This window comes from Kitasatospora sp. cg17-2 (genome assembly GCF_054031055.1).
The window spans coordinates 1453183-1478577 of record NZ_CM132923.1 but is presented as its reverse complement, the minus strand read 5'-3'; the positions used below and the strand labels follow the sequence as shown (position 1 = coordinate 1478577).

Annotated in this window: 21 protein-coding genes; 11 read left to right on the top strand and 10 right to left on the bottom strand. The window is 74.8% G+C overall.

Annotated features, from left to right (window positions below; all coding sequences use genetic code 11):
* Window positions 1–22 precede the first annotated feature (22 nt).
* Entirely contained in the window at window positions 23–2239 is a 2217-nt protein-coding gene (locus ACW14Y_RS05865; RefSeq protein ID WP_456986108.1) for an acyltransferase family protein, read from the top strand.
* A 743-nt stretch (window positions 2240–2982) separates the two neighbouring features.
* On the opposite strand, the gene ACW14Y_RS05860 is transcribed toward ACW14Y_RS05865, so the two are convergent.
* Complete coding sequence (locus tag ACW14Y_RS05860; RefSeq protein WP_456986107.1) at window positions 2983–3660, bottom strand: hypothetical protein; 678 nt, start codon at window positions 3658–3660, stop codon at window positions 2983–2985.
* A gap of 500 nt (window positions 3661–4160) precedes the next feature.
* On the opposite strand from ACW14Y_RS05860, the gene ACW14Y_RS05855 reads away from it, so the two are divergent.
* Window positions 4161–4412 carry a hypothetical protein gene (locus ACW14Y_RS05855; RefSeq protein WP_380311066.1) on the top strand — a complete coding sequence of 84 codons (252 nt, stop codon included), beginning with the start codon at window positions 4161–4163 and terminating at the stop codon, window positions 4410–4412.
* Window positions 4413–4558: 146 nt separating this feature from the next.
* Complete coding sequence (locus ACW14Y_RS05850; RefSeq protein WP_375922561.1) at window positions 4559–4924, top strand: S26 family signal peptidase; 366 nt, start codon at window positions 4559–4561, stop codon at window positions 4922–4924.
* A 40-nt stretch (window positions 4925–4964) separates the two neighbouring features.
* On the opposite strand, the gene ACW14Y_RS05845 is transcribed toward ACW14Y_RS05850, so the two are convergent.
* Entirely contained in the window at window positions 4965–5858 is an 894-nt protein-coding gene (locus tag ACW14Y_RS05845) for an alpha/beta fold hydrolase (RefSeq protein ID WP_380392314.1), read from the bottom strand.
* Between the two features lie 144 nt (window positions 5859–6002).
* On the opposite strand from ACW14Y_RS05845, the gene ACW14Y_RS05840 reads away from it, so the two are divergent.
* From ACW14Y_RS05840 to ACW14Y_RS05830, 3 genes are all read left to right on the top strand, one after another.
* Window positions 6003–6467 carry a MarR family transcriptional regulator gene (locus tag ACW14Y_RS05840; RefSeq protein ID WP_456986106.1) on the top strand — a complete coding sequence of 155 codons (465 nt, stop codon included), beginning with the start codon at window positions 6003–6005 and terminating at the stop codon, window positions 6465–6467.
* Window positions 6468–6554: 87 nt separating this feature from the next.
* Window positions 6555–8063, top strand: a complete 1509-nt coding sequence (locus ACW14Y_RS05835) for a glycerophosphodiester phosphodiesterase (protein WP_380311060.1) — start codon at window positions 6555–6557, stop codon at window positions 8061–8063.
* Between the two features lie 297 nt (window positions 8064–8360).
* Window positions 8361–8789, top strand: a complete 429-nt coding sequence (locus ACW14Y_RS05830) for a spore-associated protein A (RefSeq protein ID WP_380443937.1) — start codon at window positions 8361–8363, stop codon at window positions 8787–8789.
* Between the two features lie 410 nt (window positions 8790–9199).
* On the opposite strand, the gene ACW14Y_RS05825 is transcribed toward ACW14Y_RS05830, so the two are convergent.
* Genes ACW14Y_RS05825 through tgmA form a run of 3 tightly spaced genes read right to left on the bottom strand, consistent with a single transcriptional unit; the run spans window position 9200 to window position 11539 of the window.
* Window positions 9200–10297, bottom strand: a complete 1098-nt coding sequence (locus ACW14Y_RS05825) for a methyltransferase domain-containing protein (protein ID WP_456986105.1) — start codon at window positions 10295–10297, stop codon at window positions 9200–9202.
* Complete coding sequence (gene tgmB, locus ACW14Y_RS05820; protein ID WP_456986104.1) at window positions 10294–11250, bottom strand: ATP-grasp ribosomal peptide maturase; 957 nt, start codon at window positions 11248–11250, stop codon at window positions 10294–10296. Before tgmB ends, ACW14Y_RS05825 begins: the two co-directional genes overlap by 4 nt.
* A gap of 25 nt (window positions 11251–11275) precedes the next feature.
* The gene (gene tgmA, locus ACW14Y_RS05815) at window positions 11276–11539 is read right to left on the bottom strand and encodes a putative ATP-grasp-modified RiPP (RefSeq protein ID WP_456986103.1); all 264 of its coding nucleotides are present in this window, start codon (window positions 11537–11539) and stop codon (window positions 11276–11278) included.
* A gap of 178 nt (window positions 11540–11717) precedes the next feature.
* Here tgmA and ACW14Y_RS05810 point away from each other — a divergent pair, with 178 nt between their 5' ends.
* From ACW14Y_RS05810 to ACW14Y_RS05800, 3 genes are all read left to right on the top strand, one after another.
* Window positions 11718–12440: a GntR family transcriptional regulator gene (locus ACW14Y_RS05810; protein WP_456986102.1), complete on the top strand. Its 723-nt coding sequence runs from the start codon at window positions 11718–11720 to the stop codon at window positions 12438–12440.
* 249 nt (window positions 12441–12689) lie between these two features.
* Window positions 12690–12992, top strand: coding sequence for a Pepco domain-containing protein (locus ACW14Y_RS05805; protein WP_149030562.1), 303 nt, complete (start codon window positions 12690–12692; stop codon window positions 12990–12992).
* 9 nt (window positions 12993–13001) lie between these two features.
* Window positions 13002–17621 carry a caspase family protein gene (locus ACW14Y_RS05800; RefSeq protein ID WP_456986101.1) on the top strand — a complete coding sequence of 1540 codons (4620 nt, stop codon included), beginning with the start codon at window positions 13002–13004 and terminating at the stop codon, window positions 17619–17621.
* Between the two features lie 134 nt (window positions 17622–17755).
* Here the strand turns inward: ACW14Y_RS05800 and ACW14Y_RS05795 are convergent, their stop codons facing one another.
* The 4 genes from ACW14Y_RS05795 to ACW14Y_RS05780 form a co-directional block, all read right to left on the bottom strand.
* Window positions 17756–17965 (bottom strand): hypothetical protein, encoded by a 210-nt coding sequence (locus tag ACW14Y_RS05795; RefSeq protein ID WP_380311327.1) that lies wholly within the window; start codon window positions 17963–17965, stop codon window positions 17756–17758.
* Window positions 17962–18414, bottom strand: a complete 453-nt coding sequence (locus ACW14Y_RS05790; RefSeq protein ID WP_380311329.1) for a hypothetical protein — start codon at window positions 18412–18414, stop codon at window positions 17962–17964. Before ACW14Y_RS05790 ends, ACW14Y_RS05795 begins: the two co-directional genes overlap by 4 nt.
* 129 nt (window positions 18415–18543) lie before the next feature.
* Entirely contained in the window at window positions 18544–20055 is a 1512-nt protein-coding gene (locus ACW14Y_RS05785; RefSeq protein ID WP_456986100.1) for a sensor histidine kinase, read from the bottom strand.
* Window positions 20052–20858: a response regulator transcription factor gene (locus ACW14Y_RS05780; RefSeq protein ID WP_456986099.1), complete on the bottom strand. Its 807-nt coding sequence runs from the start codon at window positions 20856–20858 to the stop codon at window positions 20052–20054. The genes ACW14Y_RS05785 and ACW14Y_RS05780 overlap by 4 nt, the downstream gene beginning before the upstream one ends.
* A 137-nt stretch (window positions 20859–20995) precedes the next feature.
* Here ACW14Y_RS05780 and ACW14Y_RS05775 point away from each other — a divergent pair, with 137 nt between their 5' ends.
* Window positions 20996–21958 (top strand): D-2-hydroxyacid dehydrogenase family protein, encoded by a 963-nt coding sequence (locus ACW14Y_RS05775; protein WP_380443405.1) that lies wholly within the window; start codon window positions 20996–20998, stop codon window positions 21956–21958.
* A 141-nt stretch (window positions 21959–22099) separates the two neighbouring features.
* On the opposite strand, the gene ACW14Y_RS05770 is transcribed toward ACW14Y_RS05775, so the two are convergent.
* Window positions 22100–23692, bottom strand: a complete 1593-nt coding sequence (locus tag ACW14Y_RS05770) for a M4 family metallopeptidase (protein WP_380311337.1) — start codon at window positions 23690–23692, stop codon at window positions 22100–22102.
* 214 nt (window positions 23693–23906) lie between these two features.
* Between ACW14Y_RS05770 and ACW14Y_RS05765 the strand changes: the two genes are divergently transcribed.
* Window positions 23907–25301, top strand: coding sequence for a hypothetical protein (locus ACW14Y_RS05765; RefSeq protein WP_456986098.1), 1395 nt, complete (start codon window positions 23907–23909; stop codon window positions 25299–25301).
* The last annotated feature ends 94 nt before the right edge of the window (window positions 25302–25395 follow it).

Genomic DNA, 25395 nt, shown 5'->3' with positions numbered 1-25395 from the left:
AGCCCCTGCAAGGAGCTTCGCCGTGCCCACGGCCGTACCACCAGGCGCCGAGCCGTCGCGCGCCCTCGTCCCGACCGACGTCCTCTCCTCCTCGTCCACCGCGGAGCCTGTCGCCGCCGAGCCTGTCCTCCTGGAGCCTGTCGTCCTGGAGCCGGTCGCCGCTCGTGTCGACGCGGCCGGACCCGCCACCGCCGACCCGCGCCCGAGGGCCGCCTTCCGCCCCGACATCGAGGGCCTGCGCGGCGTCGCCGTGCTCTCCGTGCTCGCCTTCCACGCGGCCGTCCCCGGTCTGACCGGCGGCTACGTCGGCGTCGACGTCTTCTTCGTCGTCTCCGGCTTCCTGATCACCGGGCTCCTCCTCGCCCGCCCCCTCGGCCTGTGGGACTTCGCCGCCCGCCGCGCCCGCCGCATCCTGCCCGCCGCCGCCGTGGTCCTGGTCGCCACCGCGCTGGCCGGCGGCGCCCTGCTCGACCCGCTGCGCGGCACCGACCTCGCCCGGGACCTGATCGCCGCCGCCGGACAGTTCTCCAACTGGCGCTTCGTCGGCCAGCAGACCGACTACCTGGCCGCCGAGCACGACCCCAGCCCGCTCCAGCACTTCTGGTCCCTGGGGGTGGAGAACCAGTTCTACCTGCTCTGGGGCGTCCTGCTGCTCGGCCTCGCCCGGCTGTTCGCCGGACACCGCCGGCGCACCGTCGCCGCCGCCACCCTGACCACCCTCGCCATCGGCGGCGTGTCGCTGCTGCTCTGCGTGCGCTGGACGGCCGGCTCCGCGCCGCTCGGCTACTTCTCCACCGCGAGCCGCCTCTGGGAGTTCGCCGTCGGCGGCTGCGTCGCCCTCGCCGCACCGGCGCTGACCACCCGGCTCGCCCGGGGCGGCTCCGGCGCCCGCCTCGGCGGCGGGCTGCTGCGCGTCCTCGGCTGGGCCGGCGCCGCCGCGCTGCTCACCGCCGTGCTCCGGTACGACCGCGACACGCCGTTCCCCGGCGCCGCCGCCCTGCTGCCCGTCCTCGGCACCGCCGCCGTCCTGCTGGCCGGCCCCGCGCACCGCGCGCTCGGCGCCGGTGACGCCGGCCGACTGCTCGCCACCCGCCCGCTGCGCGCCGCCGGTCGGCTCTCCTACGCCTGGTATCTCTGGCACTGGCCGGTCCTGACCATCGCCCAGGCCCGCTGGGGCGCCCTGCCCTGGACCACGCTGGTCGCCCTCACGGCGGCCGCCGCCGTCCCGGCCTGGCTCACCATGCGGCTGGTCGAACAGCCGCTGCGGTACGGCAGCAGCCCGGCCCCGCGCCGGGGCCTCGCCGTCGGTGCCAGCGCCCTCGTCATCCCGCTGATCGCCGGCCTCACCCTGGGCGGCGGCACCGTCCGCGCGCTCGGCGACCCCGACCGCGCGACCGTCGCCCCGGCCGGGGCGGTGGACGGCCCCGGGCTGCTCGCCCCCGGCGCCCGGGTGCTCACGCTCACCCCCTCGCTGGCCCGGGCCCGGGAGGACTTCCCGCCCGGCAAGGGCTGCGAGATCCCGCTCGGTGCCGAGACCAGCCCGCGCTGCCTGTTCGGCACCGAGTCCAGCCCCGACCGGATCGTGCTCATCGGCGACTCGCACGCCGGTCAGTGGATCTCCGCCGCCCTGGCGATGGCCGAGCAGCGGCAGTGGGCGCTGGAGGTGCTGGTCAAGCCGGGCTGCCCGCTGGCCACCCTGACGGTCCGCAACAACGTGCTCGGCCGCACTTTCGAGGAGTGCGACCGCTGGCGGGAGAACACCTTCACCCGGCTCACCTCCGGCCCCAAGCCCCGGCTGGTGCTGATGGCGGGCCTCAACCGGTACGGCGCCCAGGACGAGCGCACCGAGGGCTGGACCCGCACCCTCGACCGCCTCACCGCGCTCGGCGCGCCGCTCGCCTACCTGGGCGACACCCCGATGCCCGGCAAGGACATCCCGACCTGCCTGGCCGGCTCGGACGGCCGCTCGGACTCCTGCTTCTTCCCGCGCGGGACGGCCTTCGAGCGCGACCCGCTGCTCGACGGCGGCCTCGCCGAGCGCTACCGGGTCCGGGCGCTGGACGTCGGCCCGCTGCTCTGCCCCGGCACCGGGCCAGACTGCCCGGCCGTCCTGGAGGGCGTGATCCTCTACCGCGACACCGGCCACATCACCGACACCCTGGCCAGGGTCCTCGCCCCGCGCCTGGACCACGCGCTGCTGGGCCCCGGCCCCGACACCGGCCCCGACACCGTCTCCTGACGGTCCGCTCCTGCACCCGGCCGCCCGCCCACCGCCTCCGGTGGGCGGGCGGCCGTTGTCGTGCGGCCGGTGCGGCCCGTGCGGCCGGTGCGGCCCGTACGGCCGACGTCGAGGTCGGGCGTGCGGGCATGCGGGCCGTGCGGCCCGGCCCGGGTCGGCTCGGTTCGGTTCGGGCGCTCCCGGCGATGATGCCCGTCCGGTCCGCGTCCGGTCCGCACCCGGACGAGTGCGACCACCTTTCGACCCGCGTGCGGGCGTCGCGGGTGCCGTACGGGCCACCGAGGGAGACCGCTCGGAGTGCGAGGGTCGGGTCGGTCGACCTCCCCTGCTCGGGGTGACGGCTCCCGGGGTGATGGGGATGCCGTTCGCCGGGGCCGGGCGGGCGGCATCCCGTGCAGCGGTCGGCGCCGGTCGGATCGGGGCGCGGGTCGGTCCCGCAGGACCCGGGCGTGGGAAGTCGGTGGCACCGACTTCCCACGCCCTCTCGCCTGCGGCCCTCGCCGGCAGGACGGCGGCGTCCCGGTGACCCCGTGCCAGTGGCAAGGGGCCGGCGGGGAAGACGTGCCGGACGACGAGCCGGTGCCGGAACGGGCGGACCAGAAGGTCGGCCGATCCGACTTCCTGCGCCGGGAGGGCCACCGCACGCCGGCTCCGGTCCGGGTGCCGTCCCGGCCGCCGGGCGGCCGGGACGGCCGGTCCGTGGCGGGCGGACAACGGGTGCGGACGGGTGGTCCGGTCCGGGCTCAGCCGTAGATGCCCCGGCAGATGCGGGCCTGCTCGGAACCGGCGGGCCAGCGGCCGAAGTGCTCGGCCTGGTCGCAGATCGTGCCGCCGCCCGCCCCGGGCACCGACGCCGCGGGCGGTGCGGCGGCGGGGGCGTGAGCGGAGGCTGAGGCCGAGGGATTCGCCGCGGCCGCCGGGGTGGGCGCCGGCGTGGCAGGACTGCCGGGGGCGTGCGTCGCCCGGGTGGGCGCCGGTCGTGGTGACCGGCTCGGCTTCGGCCGGGGACTTCCCGCCGGGTCGCCGCCGTCGGTGCCGGGCGCGGCCGCGGCCGGGGCTCCGCCCGCGACGACCGCGTTCGCCTCCGGCCCGCCGGAGGCCGGTGCGGGCCGCGGGCCCTCGTTGCTCGTCGGCGACGGCAGCGGGGAGGGCGCCGGGACCGGCAGCAGGCCGGTGGTCGGCGAGACGGCCGGGGACGGTGCGAGCGGCGGCGTCGTCGGGGCGCCGGGGAAGGCCACGACCCCGGACGACTCCTCGCCCGACCCGGGCCCGCACATCGCCAGCACCGCCGCCATCCCGGCGACGAGCCCGGCGGCGCTCACCGCCCACGTCCGGCGGCGCCGGCGCCGGTCCGCCTCGGCGGCCTCCGCCATCGCCTCCCAGGGCGGCGTCGGGACGGGCCCCGGGGGTGGGACCGGCACCGGCGGAGGCTGCCAGGCCGGGGTCGGCCACTGCCACTGCGCGGCGCCCGCGCCCGCCGCCGCGCCCGTGCCTGCCGCCGCGCCTGTGCCTGCCGCCGCGCCCGCGCCCGCCGCTCCGCCCGCCGCCGGGACGGTTCCTGTCGCCTCTCCTGCCGCCGCGACCGGACCGGTCCTCGGTCCGCCGCCCGCCGGGACACTGCCCGCCGGGATACTGCCGTCTGCCGCCTGTCCGCCCATGTCCTCGTCCTCCTGCCGTCGTCCACCGCCGCCCGTCCGCGCGTGGCCTGCCGGGAGGGCAGGGTGTGCCGGGTGGGCCGGACGGGTCGCTCCGCGCGGCGGCCGTCGCAGGCCCCTGCGCGCGCTGCTCAACGAGCCTGCCGACGGCGGGACATGACCCGGACGGGGGTCCAACGGCCGCGCCGGGCGAATCCGGACCGCCGCCGTACGCTGCCTGCCGCAGCCCGGGTGCGCCGCCGGGAGGCCCGCCACATGCTGGGGGCATGGAAACCAAGAGCACGTCCACGGCGGCGGACACCGCGCCGAAGTCCCTGGTCGAGGTCGCCGAGTTCCGCACCGACAGCCGGTACCGGCTGGTCCGGTTCGAGGGGCACGGCTGGGAGCCGCTCGCCCCGGAGGAGTTCGAACCGAGGGTGCACCAACTCTTCCCGGACGTCGACCCGCGCGATCCGGACCGCGTCCACTGGGTCGACCGCCCCTGGGAATGGCCCGCCTGGCACCCGGGGGAAGCCTGACCGTACGTGTGAAGAGCGGCAGGTGTGATGTTGACGCGGTCCCTTGACGGGGTGGGTGGTTCGGGCGGCTCGGGCGCCTCGCGGGCGGGCAGCCCGGCCGGACAATTCGGTGGCCCGGTCCGGATCGTGAGTGCGACGATCGCCGGATGGGTGCACTGGACGCGGTGGCGGCGAGGGTGGCCGGTGGGGCCGGCGTGGAGTTCCGGCCGAGCGGTTCGTCGATGGTCCCGCTGATCCGCAGCCGGCAGTCGGTGCGCGTGCTCCCGGCCGATCCGTCGAAGCTGGAGGTCGGTGACATCGTGCTGGCCAGGGTCGCCGGCACGGTCTACCTGCATCTGGTGTCGGCCCTGGACCACGCCAGGAGGCGGGTGCAGATCAGCAACAACCGGGGCCGGGTCAACGGCTGGACCGGACACGACCGGGTCTTCGGCATCTGCGTCGCGATCGACGGGGTCCCCCGGCCCGGAGCGGCGGGGAAGTCCAGGCCCGCCGACCCGGACGGCGCCCGCTGAGCGGTCGCGGTCGCGGTCGTAGCGGCGGTCGTGGCCGCGGTCACCGGCCGAGCAGAGCCTTCAGGGCCAGTGCGGTCGCCCGGGGGAAGGCGGTGTTCCCGTTGTGCCCGCCGGGGAAGGCCACCGCTTCGGTGCCGAGCAGCGCGGCCAGGGCCAGCGCGCAGCGGTAGGTGTGCACCTCCGGGCGGGTGGTGCGGCCGGTGGCGGGGAGGACGCGGGTGCCGGAGCGCCGCGCGGCGGCGGCCAGCTCGGCCGGGCCGAGTCCGTCGGTGGTGACGGCGGTGAACTCGGTGCCGATGAAGAAGTCGAAGTTCGCCACCCGGCGGGCCGTCATCGGCTGCGGGGTGAGGCCCTCCTCGGTGGTGTCATGCCCGGGGTCGAGGCCCAGGTGCCGGGCGATCGCGGGGAAGGCCGCCGCCACGCCTCCGGCGGCGTGCGCCTCCTGGATGGCTCGGAGCTCCGCGACATGCCCGTCCCGGTCCGCCGGGGGCAGCAGGTTCGGCAGCACGGGCTCGTGTGCGATCAGGGTGCCGAGGACACCCGGGTGACGGACCAGGACCTGGAGGCCGATCGCGGCGCCCATGCTGAATCCGGCCATCAGGGCCGGCTCGGGAGCCGCCCCGCCGGTGCCGTCCGTGCCCGCGATCCGGGCGGCCTCGGCGAGCAGCAGGGCGACGTCGTCGGCGTGGTCGGCCATGGTGACCGGTCGGTCGGGGTCGTCGAGCGTGCTGCGGGAGAGTCCGCGGCGGTCGTAGGTGACGACGGTGAAGGTGTCGGTGAGGTGCGGGACGAGGTCGACGGTGCGGTCGGCGTCGCCCTCGCCGCTCTGCGAGAGCAGCAGGACGGGGCCGCTGCCCGCGAGCCGGTAGTGGAGGGTCGCGCCGGGGGCGGCGAGCGTGCCCTCGGTGGCGGAGGCGGCGGAGGCGGCGGCCATGGCGGTGGGAGTCCCTTCGGTGGATGGTGCCGGTGTTCGCCCGGCCCGACCGACACTAGAGCATCTGTTTAGATGCATCAATAGAGATGCATCCAATTCAATGCATCGCCTTCAATGCATCGAAGCCGATGTAGCCTGGCGGCCATGAACGGAGTCGAGCTGTTCCTCCTGGGCCGCACGCTGATGAAGATCGGCGAGCAGGCCATGCCCGAACCGGCCACCGGTTCGCGCGGCTCGGTCCGATCGGTCCTGGTCACGCTGGGCGAGATCGTCGCCAGCCCGGGCACGACCGTCGGCGAGATCGCCGCCCGCACCGGCCTGCCGCAGAGTCAGGTCTCCACCGCCGTCGCCCGGTTGGTGGAGGCGGGCTCGGTCCTGACCGAGCCCGACCCCGCCGACGGCCGCCGACGGCTCGTCCGGCCCGCCGTCGAACCCTCGGCCCGGGTCGCCGAGGTCCGGACCGCCACCGTCGACGACGCCCTCGCGGTCGCCCTCGCCGGACCGGACGGCACCGCCCCCGACCCGGAGGCCCTGCACGCCGTCACCGAGGCCCTGGCCACCCTCGCCCGGCACCTCGCCCCCGGCCGCCAAGCCCCACCGACGGGGTGACACCGCCTCGTCCCCACCCGCTTGTTCGGCCGGTCGTTCGTACGGCGTGGCTTCCGCTCCGGGTCGGGATCCCCTAGCGTGCCGCGCATGATCAGCAGTCACTCCGCCGGCCCGGACGGGCCGCGGAACGGACGTACCGCCCGTTCCGCCCACGCTGCCCGTTCCGGCCCGCTCGCCGCGCTGCTCGCCGCCGCGCTGGGCCTCGGCACCGTCGCGCTGACGGCCCCGCACGCCGCCTCCGCCGCTCCCGGCGCCGTCCCGGCCGCCGTCGCAGCTGCCGCACCCGGTGACGTCGTGGTCGACGAGCACTTCGACGGCCCCGCCCTGCCCGCCGGCTGGACGGCCGTCGAGGGGGCCTGGCGGATCGCGAACGGCCGCCTGGTCGGCACCTCCACCGACTGGAACCAGCAGACCCGGATCACCTTCGGCCGCCACCTCACCGACTTCCGTCTCGAAGTGACCGCCCGCTTCGACAGCGTCGTCGACGCCGCCCGCTGGACCGCCCTCGGCCTGGACGTCCCGGCGAACGGCGCCACCCCGTGGTCGATCGCCACCGTGCGCTCCGGCAGCACCGCCGCCAACGGCCTGGAGTTCGCCCGGCGCACCCCCGCCGACGCCTGGAACGTCACCGACACCGCCGTCGCGCCCGCCGCGGCGGGCACCGGCCGGGACGTCCGGCTCGCCGTCGAGGTGCACGGCGGCGCGGCCCGCTGGATCTTCGACGGCCGCGAGGTCATGCGCACCACCCAGGTCGCCCGGAGCGCGGACGGCGGTCAGGCCCTGCTGGTCAACGGCGCTCAGGTCTCCTTCGACGACCTCAAGGTCACCGCCCTCGCCCCCGGCGCCTTCCTCCGGCAGCCCGGCGCGCCGCTCACCGTCCTCGCCCACCGCGGCGCCTCCTCCGCCGCCCCCGAGAACACCCTGCTGTCCGACGAGGTCGCCCGGCGCGCCGGCGCGGACTGGATCGAGAACGACGTCCAGCCCAGCAAGGACGGCGTCCCCCACGTCCTGCACGACGACACGGTGGACCGCACCACCAACGGTACCGGCCGCGTCCGCGACCTGACGGCCGCCCAGCTGGCCGCGCTGGACGCCGGCGCCTGGTTCGCCCCGACCACGGCCGGCGCCCGCGTGCCGACCCTGGCCGCCCAGCTCGACGACCTCCGCACCCGCGGCGGCAGCCTGCTGCTGGAGATCAAGGGCCCGCACACCCGCGACGAGGTGGCCCGGATCGTCAAGGACATCCGCGACCGGGGCATGTCCGGCCGGGTCTTCGTCCAGAGCTTCGAGACCGACGCCCTGCGCCACACCCGCGAACTGGCCCCCGAACTGCCCCTCGGCCTGCTGCGCTCCTCCCTCGACGCCGACCCGGTCGCCGTCGCCCGCGACCTCGGCCTGACCGCCTACAACCCCGCCGACGCCGCCCTCGCCGCCCGCCCCGAGGTGGTGCCCGCGCTGCACGCCGCAGGTGTCGCCGTCAACGTCTGGACGGTCGACGCACCCGCCCGCTGGAAGGCCCTCGACGCGGCAGGAGTGGACGGCATCATCACCAACCGTCCCGCCGAACTCTCCGGCTGGCTCACCGCCCGCCAGTAGCCGCCGCCCGTGCGGGACGCTCGGCCGACTCCCGGAATTCGTCGACCCGGTCGCGGATCCGGGTCCGCGTCAGGCATCTCGGAAATCCTCGGTGATTCCCGGAAATCGAGAGAATGCCGGGTCGGGCGGTTCCGGTTCCACTTCCGGTATTCGCCGACAATTTCGGGGCGGAACCGGACCGTCCTCGATCCGGTTCCGGACATCGTGCAGAGAGTATCGGCGATTGCGGGAGGTCGACTGTTGTCATGGCCCGGCACGTCGGTTTCCAGGAGTTCGCGTCGCACGAAGGAGTCCAGGATGTTCGGTAGGAACTACGCGCGCACGGCGGCCCTCGCCGTGGCGGCCGGTTCGGTGCTGTTCGCGGTCCCCGCGACCGCCGAAGCGGCCGTCACCGCCTACACCCCGCAGACCGCCTGCGGGGCGAGCTACGTCGTGAAGGATTCCTTCGATCTGCCGGGCGGCACTTCGACGGTCTACCTGACCTACAGCAGCGCGACCGGCAAGAACTGCGTCGCCACCATCAAGAACTCCAAGGTCGGCACTCCGACGCTGACCGGCGCCTACCTGACCTTCGGCGACGGCAGCGGAAGGCAGGAGGAGTACCGGAGCCTCAGCTATTACGCCACGGCCTACCTCTACGCACCCGGGCAGTGCATCTACTACGGCGGCCGGGACTACAACTCCGGCACCTGGTGGGGCAAGGGCCCGGGCTGGTGCGGCAAGTGACGTCCGCACCGTAGCCCGCCTGCCCGCCCGGCGGCCGGTCCGGGCCCCCGCCGGAATGCTCCGGCGGGGGCCTTCGTCGGGGCGCGCCATTTCGGGGGGGGCGAGGCCGGAACGGCCGATCGTCCGATCCGTCCCGAATCCCCGGAGAAGAATTCCCCCGTACGCAAGTCACCGGGAACGACATCGGCCCCCGACGCCCGCGCGTTCGACGCCTCCCGGACGGAATCTTCTTCACCGCCCCCACCGCCGCAACGAAGGTCTTCGCGACCCTGGGGGCGGTGGCCGTTGTGGCGTGAGTGATTGCTCGACAATCGAGCCAGGGCCTGGGTGATGCTGTGATCGATTTTCCGGGTCCGCATCATCACCGGCCGCTCGGCCGGGATCCCCCGGCCGAGCGGCCTGCCGTGCGGTCAGCCCAACTCCCAAGTGGGGCCGTCGCTGTCCGCGACCGAAACCCACTGCCGACCCGCGTCGACCCTGAGCCGGTAGCGTTCGCGCGGCGGACGGCCTGCGGCCTTGTGGGCGATGATCGCGGTCTCCACCGCGTCCAGAATCCTTCGGGGGCCGGCCTGTCGGGCGATGCCGTGCCGCAGCTCCGCCCAGGCGCCGTCCGGTTGCCACATGTTCACGGCAGCGACCTCCCCGGCGGCGTCGTGGATGAAGCGAGTCATGGCCCGGGGTACGGCCAGGTTCAGAAGGAAGTGGATACCGTCGTCCAGGAGATCGGCGGGTTCCACGTAGCACGGGCGGGAACTGCAGTTGTCCGGCAGCGGCGGAGGAACAGGGGTCGTCCCGTTCTCCCCGATGCCGCGCACGGGCATGAAGAAGGCCGCATCCGGCAGAAACGCCCCGGCTGCCGTTCCGGCCTTCCGGACCACAAGGCGGACGACACCGCCGCCGACCGGGCAGACGATGATGCCCCCAGGAGTCACCTGCTCCAACCAGGCGGGCGGGACGCCGGTGAAGCCGCAGGTGGCAATCAACCGGTCGTACGGCCCCCCGTCGGGGTGACCCGCCCGCCCGTCCCCGGCAAGGACCGTGGGACGGTAGCCCGCCCCGGCGAGCCGCCGTTCGGCGGCACGGGCCAGCTCCGGGTCGACCTCGATCGTCGTCACGTTCCCGTCGCCGACCCGGTGGCTCAGAAGCGCGGCGTTGTACCCGGTGCCGGTGGCGACTTCGAGCACCCTGTTGCCGTCGGCCACGTCCAGGGCTTCGAGCATCAACGCCATGAGGGTGGGCAGCGTCGACGAACTGGTCGGGACTCCCGCCGCGTCGAACCGGGTCAGCAGGGAGTCGTCGGAGTAGACCGTGCTCAGCCACCGAGGATCCTCGGGCGTCAGATGAACGGGGCCGTGCCGCGTACCGACGGTGAAGGCCCCGACGAACGCCTCTCGCGGTACCGCGGCGAACGCCTCGTACCACTGGTCGGACTTGACGGCACCGGTGCTCCGAAGGTGGTCGGCCAGCTTGCGGCGAAGACCGGCCGGCGCGGTCGGGACAGGGTTCAACGGGGAACTCCTTCGAGAAGGTTCGCAAGAGCCGTGGCGATCGGGTCCCGGAGGTCCGGGACGAAGCCGAACTGGCCGTTGGGGTTGAGGTCCACGAAGAACCACGCCCCGTCGTTGTCAACGAGGAAGTCCAGTGCCGCGTAGCGGAGTCCGAAGACCGCCATCAACGAACGGACCCCGTCGGCGACACCTTCGGGTACGTCGCACACCGCGTACCTCAGGCTGTCGTAATCGGTCCGGAAGTCGACCCGGGACGCCTCCGACCCGGCGTGGATCTCCGCCGCGAACAGCTCGTCGCCGACCACCGTCAACCGCACTTCGTACGCCTTGTCGATCCACTCCTGGAACTGGTGAGCGGTGAACCACACTGCTGTCGTGATCTCGTCGGCGGTCACACGGTTGGTCCAGAGGACAGTCCGATCGTCGCCGGTCTGCGGTGGCATGGTGCTGCCCAGCGGCTTGTAAGCCGCGAGCCCACGTGGGAGCCGGCGGACGAAGCTCCGGGCCTGTTCCGGTTCGCTGGTGATCAGAGTCCTCGGAACGGCGAGTCCGGCACGGACAGCCTCGGCGAGTGCGAGCGGCTTGAGCGCCGCTCGCCGGTTGGCGTGGGGATGGTTGACCCACACACAGTTCAGAGAGGCCAACACGCCGCCGAAGCCCGCTACTGCCTCCGCTCGGGACCACTCGTGGTCGGACTTGTCCAACGCGTCCGGAAGGCGGTGCTCCGAAGGGCGACGGTAGTACACGGAGCGGACCTCGGTCACGGACAGGTCCTGGTGCTGACCGCATACCGCTCCACGCCATCCCCGACTGTCGCTCACGGCCGTGAGCGACAGCTTCGCAGGAAAGTCGCCGGGGTCGATCCGCACGACCGGGACTCCTCGCCGGTTCAGCTCGACGATCACCAGATCGGCCGTGGGGTCGAGATCGGCAGTCAGCACCAGGACGGTCACGGTTCAGGGCTCCTGTCGGGTCGGATCACTGGTCGACGGTCGGAACGGTGTCGTTGTCGTTCCACGTCTGGTGGTCGGTCGTCGTGACGTACGTCGTCTGGCCCGTCCCCTGCGTCGTCATCGACGGCGCGTGGACGAAGACCTCGTGGTCCGGGGTGATGCTGACCTGACGCTCCGGGCAGAGGGTCAGGGTGTGGAGGATCTCGTCCCTGACCGGGACGACCGGAACGGCCCTCGTGAGACCGAACGGCCTGGTGGCCCGGACGGGCTCGACGGCTTCTACGGGCACAGTGACTCCTTGGATCTTGTGCGGGTGAACGCAGGGGCAGGCCAGTGGTGGGAGCCTCCCTGGAACACTCGGTCTGTGTTCTAGGACAGACGGTAGGACGGCAAGTAGTGCTGGTGACATGAATGTCAGTGCACTAGTGTGCTCATGACTGCCCGTCACCTCAACAGAGGAGTGGTACATGGCCGGCCCGAAGGCGTTCACCGCAATCGCAGACCACTATCGGCAGGCGATACTTGCGGGCGATCTTGTGTCCGGCGAGAAGCTCCCGACCAACAGGGAGATGTGTCAGCGCTGGAACGTCGCGGCGGCCACTGTCAGCAGGGCCCTCAACCAGCTGATTGTGGAAGGGCTGATCAGGACGAGCCCCCGGGGCACCTTCGTGGCGGACGACGCCACGGTGACCGCTGCCGGACCGGACCGCCTGTCCATGGTTCAGCGGCTCCGGAGCAGCCTGATGGAGGGCGAGACCAGTCGAGTGACGGCCGCCGAGCTGGTCGTTCCGCCTCTGTACGTGCAGGACATCTTCAACCTCGACCCGGGTGACCAGCTTGTCAGGCGCGAGTTCATCGTGGGGCGGGGGAGGACCCGGACCATGCTGGTCGTGACCTGGCACCCGGCACACTTCGCCGCCCAGGTGCCGGACTTGCTCTCCACCGCACCCGGCAAGAACGCAGGGCTCACGTCGAAGATCCTGGAAGCAACCGGTCGAAGCATCACCCACGCCCGGGACGACATGCACGCCCGGGAGTGCGATGCCCGGGAAGCGTCCGCCCTGGGTCTCCGACTGGGGGCGCCGGTGCTGGGTGGGGTGCATCGTTGGTCGGACGACGAGGGGGTGATCGAGTTCGGCCTCTGGGTGGTGCCGACGCGAGTCACCATCGGTTACCAGTACGACGCCTGAATCGGACCGCCGGGGCGGGGAGGCTCCGCGCCGTCGGCCGGCCGTGGTCGGCCGACGGCGGATCGGTGGTCGTCACAGGGGTCACGGCAACCTCGTCCGACTCATCCTCAACACCCGTGATCAATCGGCGGATCGACTTCAATCACCGGCCTCCGGGGGCTATCCTCGCCGTGCGGTGGATCACACCGGAGTCGGCCTGGGGCGCGGATCGCGTGGGGTGGGGGAGAAGTGGCGGACGAGGTGGAGTCCTTGGATTCCCTGGTGTTCTGGGTGACCGAGGACGAGGAGGAGGACGGCGACACGATGGGCGTCTTCCGGCGCGACCGTGAGGCCGTGCTGCGCCGGGTGCCGCTCGGGGCGCTGCGCTCGAACCTCGCCGAGACGGTCGACGCGCTCCAGACGCTGTTCGAGCAGATCGCCGACCGCGGCGGCCCGTTGCCGCTCAAGGAAGTCCAGCTGAGCTTCCAGGTCTCAGCCTCGGGCGGCGTCCAGCTGGTCGGCAGCTCCCAGGTCCAGGGCACCCGTGGGATCACCTTCGTCTTCGGCAACTAGCGGGACGGGATGGGCGGGTTCGCCGCACTTCTGATCGGTGCCAGCGATTACGCGCGGGTGGGGTTCGACTCGTTGCCCTTCGTCCCCGAGGATCTGGAGCGGCTCGACGAGGCCCTGACGGCGCGCGGTTTCCGGGTCGAGCGGCCCGGGGTGGGCGAACGGATCGGCTGGAACTTCGTGCACGGTGAGGTCACCCGTTTCCTGGAGGAAGCGCCACCGGGCGAGACGCTGCTGATCTGCCTGAGCGGTCACGGACTGCACGCCCGGGGCGTGGACTACCTGGTGCCGGAGGACCTGCACCGTTTCCGGAAGCCGCCCTGGAAGGGCTGCGTCGCCATCGACTGGAGCCAGGAGGTCGACGACACCGCTGCCGCGACGGTGCTGTTCCTCGTCGATGCCTGCCGGGAGGCGGTCGGCGACGGCACCATGGGCGGAGTGGTCGCCCTGTCGAGGAGGATGGCCAAAGCCGTCCGGGTCCGGAAGGTTGCTCGCCTCTACGCCTGCGCACCAGGCGGGTACGCGCACTTCGTCTCTGCGGGGAGCGACTCGTTCAGTCTGTTCTCGCACGCCGTCCGGCAGGTGCTGCGCACGCACGAGGGTCCGCTGACCCTGGACCGGCTGGGCGAAGCAGTCCAGAGCCGGATCGCAGCGCTCCACACCGAGCACGGCAAGTCGGGCCCCGCCCAGGAGGTCCGCGTCCTCACCGACGCCGACCAGGCGGAGTTCGTGGTCGCGGGACCGCTGCTGGAGCCGGCCCCCGTGCCGGTCGAGGACGAAGCGCCGACGACGGAGGAGCCGGCGGCCGACCCGGGCCTCCGCGCTCTCCTGGGCCGTGCCGTCCACCAGTACCGGACCTCCGAGCGCACGGAGCTCCTGGAGGAGTACGCCGTACTCGGTCCGACGGACGAACTGCTCGACCACACCCGTGGGTTGCCCACCACGGCGGTCGCCGCGATGTGGGAGGCGGCGGCCCGGTCCCGCCCCGTCGCGCTGCTGCTGGAACTGGTCGGCGCCCTTTGCGGAGCCGGCCGCGGAGGCGTCTCGCACCGACTCCTGACCGGAGCGGCCGTCCGTCCGGCGCTCGAACTGCCTGTCCTGCTAGCGGGGTTGGCCGGACTCGCCGTACCTGCCGAAACCACCGGAGCCGCTGAAACCGAGGCACCGACAGCGACTGCCGGACTGCCGGCGGAGACGGTCGACGCCCTGCGGTCGACCCTGCTCCGCGCCCTGGCGGCCCTGCCGGCGGACGCCTGGGCGGCGTGCGTCGTGGAGCTGCACCGGGCCGGACTCGCCGCCGAGGCGGCGCGGGTGTCCGACGAACCGCGGCCGGTGGAGGAACTGCCGCCGCTGCTGGCCGCGCTGGAGGCGGCGGAACAGCCGGCGGAGGTCCGGCGGCTGGTGCGGGCGACGGTGGCCAGGCTCGGGGCCCGGTCGGTGGACGGCTTCCTCGTGGTGCTGTCCCGGGCCGGGGCGGGCGAGGCCAGGGCGACGGCGCTCGCGGCGATGGCGGAGTGGTCGGCGGAGGCGGTTGGCTCCTGGCTTCGGTCCACCGGGGGGCGGGGCGGTCTGGAGCGGGACGCGACGGCCGTCGTCCGGACCCTGCTGGCCGGGCACCGCGACGTACGGAGCCTGCCGGGGCTGCTCCGCGAGGCCGGGATGTCGCGGTACCTCGACCTGTTCCACGAGGAGTGCGCCCGGCAGGAACCGCGCGCTCTGCACGGATTGCTGCAGAGTCTGTCGGACGGCGACGGCCACGAGAGCGCCGGTCCCGACGAGGACGCGGTCGCCGTCGTACGGCTCGCGGCCGGCCTCATGGTGCCCAAGGAGGTGGGGGAGCTGGCCGTCCTGCTCTGCGGTCACGGCCCGGACAACCTGCTCGCCCCTTTCCTCCAGGTGCTGTGCGGGGCGCCGCCGGAGCGGGCGGCGCACGTCCTTGTCCGGGTCTGGGAACTCCCGACCGAGGGGCGGACGGACCGCGACCCGGTCACGGCCGCCGTGTCGGCGCTGGGCGGGGGGTACCCGGCGGAGGGGGTGGGGTCGCTGCTCGCGGCGCTGGAGCAGCGGCGCCTGTCCGCCGTCGCGGCCCGGCTCCGGGACGCCCTGGTCCGCGACCGGTCGACGGTGGACCTGCTGACCGTGCTGGCGCGGATGCCGTCGGCGGCGCGCGATGTGCTCGTGCACCGGATCCTCGCGCTGCGCCGGGAGCCGGGCCGGCTCGCCGAGTTGCTGGAGGCCTGCGGCGAGGAGCGGTTCGCTTCCCTGGGGGACCCGCTGGCGCGGGCCGTCGTCGCCGAGTACGGGCCCGCGGAGCTGACCGCGCTGCGGGCCGAACTGCGGGCCGGTGACCGGCGGGCCGGGGAACGGCTGCTGCGCGACCGGCTCGGGCCCGACCGGAGCGCGGCGGTTCCGGTGGCGGCGCCGGTGTCGGTGCCGGTGCCGTCGGAACCCGCTTCCGTGCTCGTTCCCGTCCCCGGCCCCGCCCCCGAACTCCCCGGCCCCGCCCCCGAACTCCCCGGCCCCGCCCCCGAACTCCCCGGCCCCGCCCCCGAACTCCCCACCCCCGCCCCCGTGCCCCGGCCAGGTGGGCGCCCCGCCGACCCGGCCGTGGAGCTGCCGCTGCCGCAGCTCCTTGACCTGCTGGCCGCACCGGCTCGGAGCGGGGGCCCGACGGCCCGCCCGTCCGCCGCCCAGGTCCCGGCCGGCCAGGTCCGGGACGTCCTGCTCCGGGCGGCCCGGCTCCGCCCGCCCGACGAGGTGGCCGAACTGGTCCTCGCCCTCGACGACTTGGGGCCGCGCGTCGCGGCGGCGGTCGACCTCACCGAGCTGTTCGGCACCGTCCTCGCCACCGGACCGGTGGAGCGGGCCGGCGCCCTGGTCGAGGCCCTGGGCTACCGGGACTCCGCGGACCGGACGCCCGGCGAGCGGCTGGTCGAGGCCGTCCGGGTGCATGCCGCCAGGCTGTTCTCGGCCGCCCGGGCGAAGGGTTCCGCACCTGGCACGTCCTACCTGTTGGGCGTCTTCCCGGCCGGTCCGCCCGTCGCGGTCGCGGAGTTCCGCGCCCTGCTCGCGGAACTCCGCCGGACCGGCGGCGCGCAGGAGGCCGCCGCCCTGCTGGGGCGGCTGGGCCACTCCCAGCCGGCCCCGGTCGTCGTCGGCCTGCTGGAGGCCCTCCGGGAGGACGAGGCGTTCGAGGTGCTGTGCCGGGCGGCGGCCGGGCGGCCCGTCCGGGAGGTCGCCGAGGTGCTGGCCAACTTCCGGCTGGAGCGGCCGAGGAAGGGGCAGGCGATCCAGCGGTTCGTGGAGCACCTCGCGCGGGCGACGGCGCCGGACCGGTTCGCGGAACTGCTGGTGGAGCTGCTGGCCGGGCGGCAGGGCTTCTTCGCCGGTGCCCTGCTGGGGGCCGCTCGCTGGACCGGGTCCGAGGAGGAGATCGACCGGCTGTTCACGGCGCTGGACGCGCGGGGCGAGGAGGTGCGCGGCGTCGCGATGGACACGCTGGCCCCGGAGCTGTCGGCCCCGCAGGCCGACGGCATCCTCGCCCACCTGCGCCGTCACGGCGCCGAGCAGGTCGGGCTGCCCGTGCTCCGGGTGCACGCGCGGAGGTCCGACATCGCCGCTTTCTGGGCAGAGCTGAACGAGCGCGGCTGGTTCCGGTACGCGGCCGTCCTGGTCGACGAGGCCCCGCCGGACTCGCCCGTCGTGGCCTGGTACCGGCAGTTGCACCGGACGGCCCCCGAGCTCCACCGCGCCCACCTGCTGTGGGCGGCCGGGGCGGACGGCCCGGTCGGGGAACTCGCCGACCGCGCCGCCCGGGGCGGGCCGACCAGGGCGGCCCTGGCGGCGGCGGTGCTGTACCGGGAGCCCGAGGACGTGGTCGCTCTGCTGGCCGCGCTGGCGGACCTGCCACTGCTGCCGGTGCGGCACGGCACGGCGTTCCGGCCGGTGGCGGCGGACCGGCGGGCCGAACTGTGGCAGATCCTCGCGGCAGCCCGGCCCCCGGCGGAACTCGCCCTGGTCCTCCGGGCCCTGCGGGCGAACGGGCGGCTGCCGGACGCGGAGCGGATCGTCGACCACGTCCTCGCCGACGAGCACGCCGACCGGGTCGCCGCGCTGCTGGAGGCCCCGTTGCCGGTCGACGGACCGACGGACCGGGGTCCCGCCGGGCACGCGAACGAAACGGCGGAGCTGCTGGCCGGTCGGGTGCTGGCGGGCGGCTCGGTGGCCGGGGTGATCGGGGGCCTGCTGCTGATCGGCCGGTCGGGGAGCGTGACGATGCTGGCCTCCGCGTTCTCCTCCCGGGACAGGAGCGGCGCGGAGATCGCCCGGGCGGTGGTGAGCCTGGTCGAGGCCGAGCTGCCGGCGGAGTTCAGCCGTGCGATGACGGTGAGCGTGTGCCGCTACCGGCCTCCGGAGGACATCGCCGAGTTCCTCCAGTACCTGGACCCGGTCGACCACGGAACGGCGCTCCAGGAGGCGATCAGGACGGCTTCCTCGCGCCGTCCGGACGAGGTGGCCGAGCTCAGGCGGCAGCTGGAGCAGCAGGGCTACGGGGAGCTGGCGGCCCGGCTGCCGGGGCCGGAGGAGCCGCCCGCCCCTTGGCCGCGGTGGCGGCCCCGCCGCAGGCACTGAGACCGGCGGCGGGGAGCGGCGGCGTCGACCGACGCCGTCCAACGGCGCCGTCCAGCGGCGGCGGGGGTGTGTCGGACCGGCCCCCACGACTGGTCCGACACACCCCCACCGCCGCCGCTGCCCGCGCGACCGGATCAGCCGTTCTCGGCCGCCGTGTCGGCGTCGGCCGCCGCGGCGGCGCTCTCGGCGGCGTCCAGCTTCTGCTGCAGGTCCGCGGGCGGCGCGCTGTCGGCCGCGCCGGGGGAGGCCGGTCCGTGGGTGACCACGGGGCCGCAGCCGGTGAGCAGCGCCGCTCCGGCCAGGAGGACGGCGGCGAGCACCGCTCCGGCGGCGCGGCGGGTCACTTGCCGGTGCCCTTGCCGTGGGCGGCGCACCAGGTGGCCACGGACTTGAGGTCGTCCTGCCGGGACTTCAGGGTGCCGACCAGGGCCTTGCGCGCGGTCAGCCGGCCGTTGAGGTAGGTCTCGACCTCGGTGTGACCGGCGGCCTTGGCGTTGGCGACCCGCTGCTCCAGCCGGGCGACGGAGCCGGCCACGGTGGCGTCCCCGTTGAGCCGGTTCAGCGCGTTGGTGAGATGCCCCTCGGTGCTCGGCAGGCGCTTGCAGATGCTCTTGGCCCCGTCACCGGTCGGTGTGGGCAGGGCGGTCGGCGAGGTGGCTGCGGCCGGGCCGGAGCTCGGGGCCGCCGGGGCCGCCTGGGCGGCGGGCGCGACGGCCAGCAGCGCGCCGGCCAGGGCGAGGGCACCGAGCGCGCCGGACCGGCGACCGGAGGGAAGGCGGTTGACTGCGGGCATGTGACGTCCTCTCCTCGACCCGAACCCGGACCCTGACGGCCCGGTGCGGTCGAGTCGGACGGTAGGACGCCTTCTTGTGGAAACCCTGTGGAACTGCCGCCCCGGGGGCCGCCGGCACCCCGGGCCGGCTCAGTGGCCGGAGCCGGTGAGCCAGTCCCGGCGGGCCGGGAGTTCGAGGGTCGGGGCGTCCGGGCGGGGGAGCGGGAGGGTGACCTCGGCCCGGCAGCCGGTGCCGTCGGGCGGTGCGGCGAGGGCGACGGTGCCGCGGTGCAGCGCGGCCTGCTGGGCGACCAGGGTGAGCCCTAGGCCCGAACCGGGGCTGTCCCGGCGGCGGTGGAAGCGCTGGAACACCGCCGCCCGGTCCTCCGGCGGGACGCCGGGGCCGCTGTCGTCCACGGTCAGCCGGGCCTGCGCGCCCTCGGTGGCGAGCCGGACGGTGACGCGGGCCGGGACGCCGTCGGCGCGGCCGTGCACGGCCGCGTTGCCGAGGAGGTTGGCGAGCATGATCCGCAGCCCGGACTCCCAGCCGAACAGCCGCAGTTCGGCCGGGGCGTGCACGGCGAACACCGTGCCGGGGTGGCGGCGGCGGGCCTCCTCGGCCGCCGCGTCGACGAGTTCGGCGAGGTCGAGCGGCTGGAACGCGTCCAGCTGGACCAGGTCCCCCCGGGCCAGGGCGCTGAGCGCGGTGAGCAGGTCGAGCAGCCGGGCGTGGTCCTGCCGCAGCTCCGCCACGACCTCCTCCCGGTCGGCGGCGGGCAGGTCCGGGTGGGCGGCCAGGACGTCGAGATTGGTGCGCAGGCTCATCAGCGGGGTGCGCAGCTCGTGCGAGGCGTCGGCGGAGAACGCCCGGGCGGTGTCCAGCGCCTGGGCCGTCCGTCGGGCCTGCTCGTCGTAGCGGGTGAGGAGCAGCACGAGGGCCGAGGACAGCTCGTCGACCTCGGCGGTGCCGGTCCGCTCGGGCACGAACCCGTGACCGCCCGAGGAGCCGGGGGATCCAGGAGCGCCGGGGGATCCGGGAGCGCCGGGTGTCGCCGCCGGGTCCAGTCCGGCCGCCCGGCGGCTGAGCCGGCGCAGCGGGGCGGTGGCCCGCTCGGCGAGCGCGAAGGCGAGCAGCGCGGAGACCGGGGCCGAGACCAGGGCGACGAGCAGGACGCGCCGTCGCACCGCTGCGGCCTGCCGGTCCGCCGGCCCGGTGGGGGCGATCACCTGCAGCAGGCCGGAGCCGCTGGCCTTGCCGTTCCCGCCGACCGCCCTGGTGAGGACCCGCCAGGAGCCGCCCCGGTCCCGGACCGTGACCGGCCCGCCGCCCGGCTCGCTCGGGAGGGCGCCCGGCCCGTCCGGCTGCGGGCCGACGGACAGCAGGACGTCGCCGTCCGTGCCGGTCACCCGCACGCCCAGGTCCAGGGCGGCGTCCACCACCTTGCGCTGCTGGTTCTGCTCCACCTTCGGCCGGCCCTTGCTGTCGGCGGCCACCAGCGCCCGGACGCTCGGCAGCAGCGCGGCCGCCCGCTCGTCGAGCCGGGCGTCCTGCTGGTGCCGCAGGTCCCGGCCGACCAGCGGCAGCAGCAGCAGGCCCGCGAGCACCACCAGCAGCGGCACCACGGCCGCCGCCCAGAGCGCGATCCGGGTGGAGAGCCTCATCGCGGGGCCTGCCGCGAGCCGTCGGGTGTGCCGTCGGGTGTGCGGTCGGGTGTGCGCAGTACGAAGCCGACGCCCCGGACGGTGTGGATCAGCCGGGGCCGCCCGCCGGCCTCGGTCTTGCGCCGCAGGTAGCTGACGAAGGTGTCGACGGCGTCGCTGCGCACCTCGACGTCGTAGCCCCAGACGCGTTCCAGCAGCAGTTCGCGCGAGAGCACCAGGCCGGCGTTCCGGGCCAGGTGCGTGAGCAGTTCGAACTCCCTTCTGGTGAGGGAGAGTTCCTCGCCGTCCAGCTGGGCCTGACGGGTGCCGGGGTCGAGGCTGAGCGGTCCGGCGAGCACCCGGTCGTCCGGCTGCGGCGGCCGGCGGCGGAGCAGGGCCCGCAGCCGCAGCACGAGTTCCTCCAGGGCGAACGGCTTGACCAGGTAGTCGTCGGCGCCCGCCTGGAGCCCGGCGACCCGGTCGGCGGCCTCGTCGAGGGCGGACAGCATCAGCACCGGGAGGTCGTCGCCCCGGGCGCGCAGGTGGCGGCAGACCTCGACGCCGCTGACGCCGGGCATCGACACGTCGAGCACCAGCACGTCCGGCGGTTCGGTGGCCATCCGGGCCAGCGCCGCCCGGCCGTCCTCGGCGAGGGCCACCGAGAAGCCGCTCAGCCGCAGACCGCGCTCCAGCCCGCGGCGGATCGCCGCGTCGTCGTCGACGACCAGGACCCTCCCGCCGGCCCCCGCCGCGTCCCGGCGACCTCTCTCGTCCCGGCTCCCCGCGTCCCGGCTCCCCGCGTCCCCGGTCCCACTCACCCGCATCGGCGCCTCCTCCGTCCGGCCGCCGACCCTCTCACACCGGGGCGCCGGACCGCCTCCGGGGGTGTCCCGGCCGGGTAACGGCGGGGACGGGGGAGCTGGGCCCGGCGGTCCGGGGCCGATCTGGAAGAGTGCGGGGCATGAGACTCCGCTGCGCCGTACTCGACGACTTCCAGGGCGTCGCCACCACCGTCGCCGACTGGTCCCCGGTGGCCGACCGGGTCGAGGTCGTGCCGTTCCGCGAGCATCCGGCCTCGGTGGCGGAACTCGTCGCGACGGTAGCCGACTTCGACATCGTGGTGACGCTGCGCGAGCGGATCGCCTTTCCGGCGGAGGTCTTCGAGCGGCTGCCCCGGCTGCGGCTGCTGGTCGCCTCGGGGATGCGGAACTCGGTGATCGACCACGCGGCGGCCCGCGCCCACGGGGTCACCGTGTGCGGGACGGCGAGTTCGTCGACGCCGCCGGTGGAGCTGACCTGGGCGCTGCTGCTGGGGCTGGCCCGCGGGCTGGTCGAGGAGAGCACGGCGCTGCGGAGCGGCGGGCCGTGGCAGAGCACGGTGGGCGCGGATCTGGCGGGGCGCCGGCTGGGCCTGCTGGGGCTGGGGAAGATCGGTGCCCGGGTCGCCCGGGTGGGGCTGGCCTTCGACATGGACGTGGTGGCCTGGAGCAGCAACCTCACCGGGGAGCGGGCGGCCGAGGTGGGCGTGCGCCGGGCCGGGTCGAAGGAGGAACTGCTGCGGGAGAGCGACTTCGTCTCCGTGCACCTCGCGCTCGGCGCGCGCACCCGGGGGCTTCTCGGCGCGCCCGAACTCGCGCTGATGCGGCCGGACGCGTACCTGGTCAACACCTCCCGGGCGGCGATCGTGGACCAGGAGGCGCTGCTGGCGGCGCTGTCGGCGGGGCGGATCGCGGGGGCGGCGGTGGACGTGTTCGACCAGGAGCCGCTGCCCGCGGACCACCCGATGCGGACGGCGCCCCGGCTGCTGGCCACCCCGCACCTGGGGTACGTGTCGCGGGACAACTACCGGCGCTACTACGGCGAGGCGGTGGAGGACATCGCGGCCTTCCTGGCCGGGGCACCGGTCCGCGTCCTCGGCGGCTGACGGCCCGGCCCGGCCCGCCGGAGCGACTGACGGCCCGGCCCGGCCGGCCCACCGGATCGCCCGTCGGCCCCGCCCACCGGAGCGACCGACGGCCCGCCACCCCCGCGACGGGGGTGACGGGCCGTGGTGCGGGCGCCGCGGTCAGGAGACCGAGACGGCGCTCCAGGCGGCCGCGACGGCCTTGTACTCGGTGCTGGTGGCGCCGTAGAGGTCCTTCGCGGCGCTCAGCGACGCGGCCCGCGCGCCCTTGTAGTTGGTGGTGGAGGTCATGTAGACCGTCAGCGCGCGGTACCAGATCTTGGCGATCTTCTGGTTGCCGATGCCGGTGACCGTCGAACCGTTGCAGGTCGGGCTGTTGTAGCTGACGCCGTTGAGGGTCTTGGCGCCGCTGCCCTCGCTCGCGAGGTAGAACCAGTGGTTGCCGACGCCCGAGGAGTTGTGCACGTCGAGCTGGCCGACCTTGCTGGTCCAGCAGTCGGCGGACCGGCCGTCCAGCGAGGGCTTGTCGAAGCGGCGCAGCCACGGCGGGGTGGACTGGTCGCTGAACAGGTAGTCGCCCTTGTCCACCGCGTTGTTGGCGTAGAACTCGACCATGGTGCCGAAGATGTCCGAGGTGGACTCGTTGAGGCCGCCGGACTCGCCGCTGTAGCGCAGGTTGGCGGTGGCGCTGGTGACGCCGTGGGTCATCTCGTGGCCCATGGTGTCGAGGTCGACCTGCTCCGGGTCGGTGACGCCGTCGCCGTCGCCGGTCATCATGCAGAAGCAGCTGTCGGACCACTGGGCGTTGTCCCAGTTGGTGCCGACGTGGACGAAGACGGTGGCGCCCTTGCCGTCGTTCTTGATGCCGCTGCGGCCGAAGGTGTTCTTGTAGTAGTCGTACGTCCAGGCGGTGTTGGCGTGGGCGTCGACGGCCGCGGTGGCGCGGTCGGTGGAGAACTTCTTCCCGTCGCCCCAGACGTTGTCGGTGTCGGTGAAGAGGGTGCCGGAGTTCGCGTTGAGCGAGCCGGCGGAGACGTTGTGGGCGTCCTTGGTGATGTGGCCGCGCGTCGGGTCCTTCAGCGAGAAGCCGCCGGTCTGCGCGGTGGTGTCGATGGTGATGTCACCGGTGTACTCGGAGTGCCCGGTGCCGGTGGCCTGGTGCTCGGCGTCGTAGGCCTCGATCTGCGCACCGGTGTCGGCGTCGGTGACGACGATCCGGCCGGCCGGCTGGCCGTGGTCGCCGGTGCCCTCGACGGTGGTGCGCCAGGCGAGGCGCGGGGTGCCGTCGGCGGCCCAGACGACGAGCTCGGGGCTGCTGGTGGCGTTGCCGACGCCGGGTGCGGCCTCCAGCGCGCGGCCGGCGGTGAGCTGGGCGGGGACCTTGGGGACGATGGTGCGCACGGCGGCGTCGTGGGCGGCCGCGCGGGAGGAGTCCTTGAGCCGGCCGCGGGAGTCCTGGTGGACCACCAGGTCGCCGCCGACCACGGGCAGGCCGAGGTAGGTGCGGTCGAAGCGGACGTGCTGGGTGCCGTCGGCGTCCAGCACGACGTCCTTGACCAGGAGGTCCTGGCCGTCGGCGAAGCCGAAGACCGACGCGTTGTGGGCGACGTTGGCCCGGGCCTGTGCGATCGCCGCGTCGCGGCCGGTGGGGGCGGCGGACGCGGTCCCGGCGGTGACGGTGGCGGCGACGAGGGCGGCGGTGGCCGCTATGGCTCCGGCCGCGAGGAAGCGGCGAGAAGAGGAGGTGGGGCTCACTCTGACTCCAGTCGGGGATGCTGCGTGATGCAGGGATGAGAGCTGCGACCGAGATTGACGGTGCGCAGTCATCCACGGCTAGAGCGAACGTCAGAACTTTGCCAATTCGTGTCCTGTACTGATCAAATGTGATCGTTTTCGACTTGTCTGTTCACGCTTGGGCCGGGGCCGTCGGAACCCGCGCCGCACGGTCCCCGTGCCGTACGCTCGCGGGATGGACGGATGGGTGGGGGCCTGGACCGGCGGACGTCGTGCGGTGCACGTCGGCAACGTGGCCGACTTCAACGAGCAGTTCCTCCACGAACCCTCCTCCGGCAGGCGGTTCACCGTCAGGGGGTTCGGGTCGGGCAGGTCCGCCGCCGAACCGTCCGCCGCCGAGCGGCGCGCCGACCGCCTCCGCCGGGCGCACCACTACGCCGGACTGGCCGTCGGCTACAGCCCCGAACCCGCCGCGCTGGTCCTGCCGGCGGAGGTCGACCGGGCCTGGATCGACTGGCTCGCCCGCGAACTCGACTGGGGCCCGGTCGAGCTGTTCGACGGCCTCGCCCCCGGCGGCACGGTCGCCGAGGCCCTCGCCGCCCGCCCCGCGCTCGCCGAACGGCTCGCCACCGGCCCCGAACCCGTGCTGTTCTGGGGCCGCACCCCCGACCGGGGCCAGGGTCCGGAACTCGCGGCCGTCCGCCGCTACGAGGCCAAGGACGCCGCGCACGGCCTCTTCACCGCGCTCGCCCAGGACCACCCCGGTGTGCGAGTGCCCCGACAGGAGCCCGCCGACGGCCCCCGGGCCGCCGCCCGGCTCCTGGCCGCCCGCGCCGCCCGGGGCCTCGCCACGGTGCTCAAGTCCCCGCACGGAGTGGGTGGTTACGGAACCGTGGTGGTCACCCCCGAGGAGCTGTCGGCGGCCGGCGGCGCCCGGGCGCTGCTGCGCCGGCTGGTGCGCGAGGACGTCCTGCCGCCCGGCGGCCCGCTGCTGCTGGAGGAGTACGTGGACGGTGGCCCGGCCGGCACCGGCCGGCTGCGCGACCTCACCTTCGACGCGGTGATCGGCGCCGACGGCCGGGTCCACCCGGTCGGCGTCGGCGAGATGGCGGTCGACGGGACCAGCTACCAGGGGGTGACGGTCGGTCCGGGCGTGGTCCCGTCCGGCGCCGCCGCGACCGCCGAACGCTTCGGCCTCGCGGTGGGGGAGCGGCTGGCCGAGGCCGGCCACCGCGGCTGGTACGACGTGGACTTCGTCACCGACCGGGAACGCCGGCTCGCCCCGACCGAGGCCAATCTGCGGCTCACCGGGCCGGCGATCGCCTTCGTCCTGCGCCACCGGCTGGACCAGGTGCGCGGTCCCGGCCACCTGCTCCGCACCCTGGACGCGATGCCGCTCGGCGCCCGGCTCTCCCAGGAGGCGCTGCACGGCCACCTGGACCGGCTGCGCCCGGCCTGCGCGCGGCTCGGCGCGACCCTGCTGCCGCTGATCGTGACGGCCGGGCACGAGCCGGACCCGGTCGTCGGCCTGGCGCTCGCCGCCCGGAGCGTCGAGGCGCTGGACGGCGCGGAGGCCCTGCTCGGGGCGGCCCACCACGCGCTGGGCCGGATGTTCGAGGCTCTGCGCTGAGCCGTTCCCCCGAGCCGTCCAGGTCCCCCGAGCCGCTCAAGTCCCGCGAGCCGCCCAGGTCCCGCGAGCCGCTCAAGTCCCCGAGCCCCGGGCC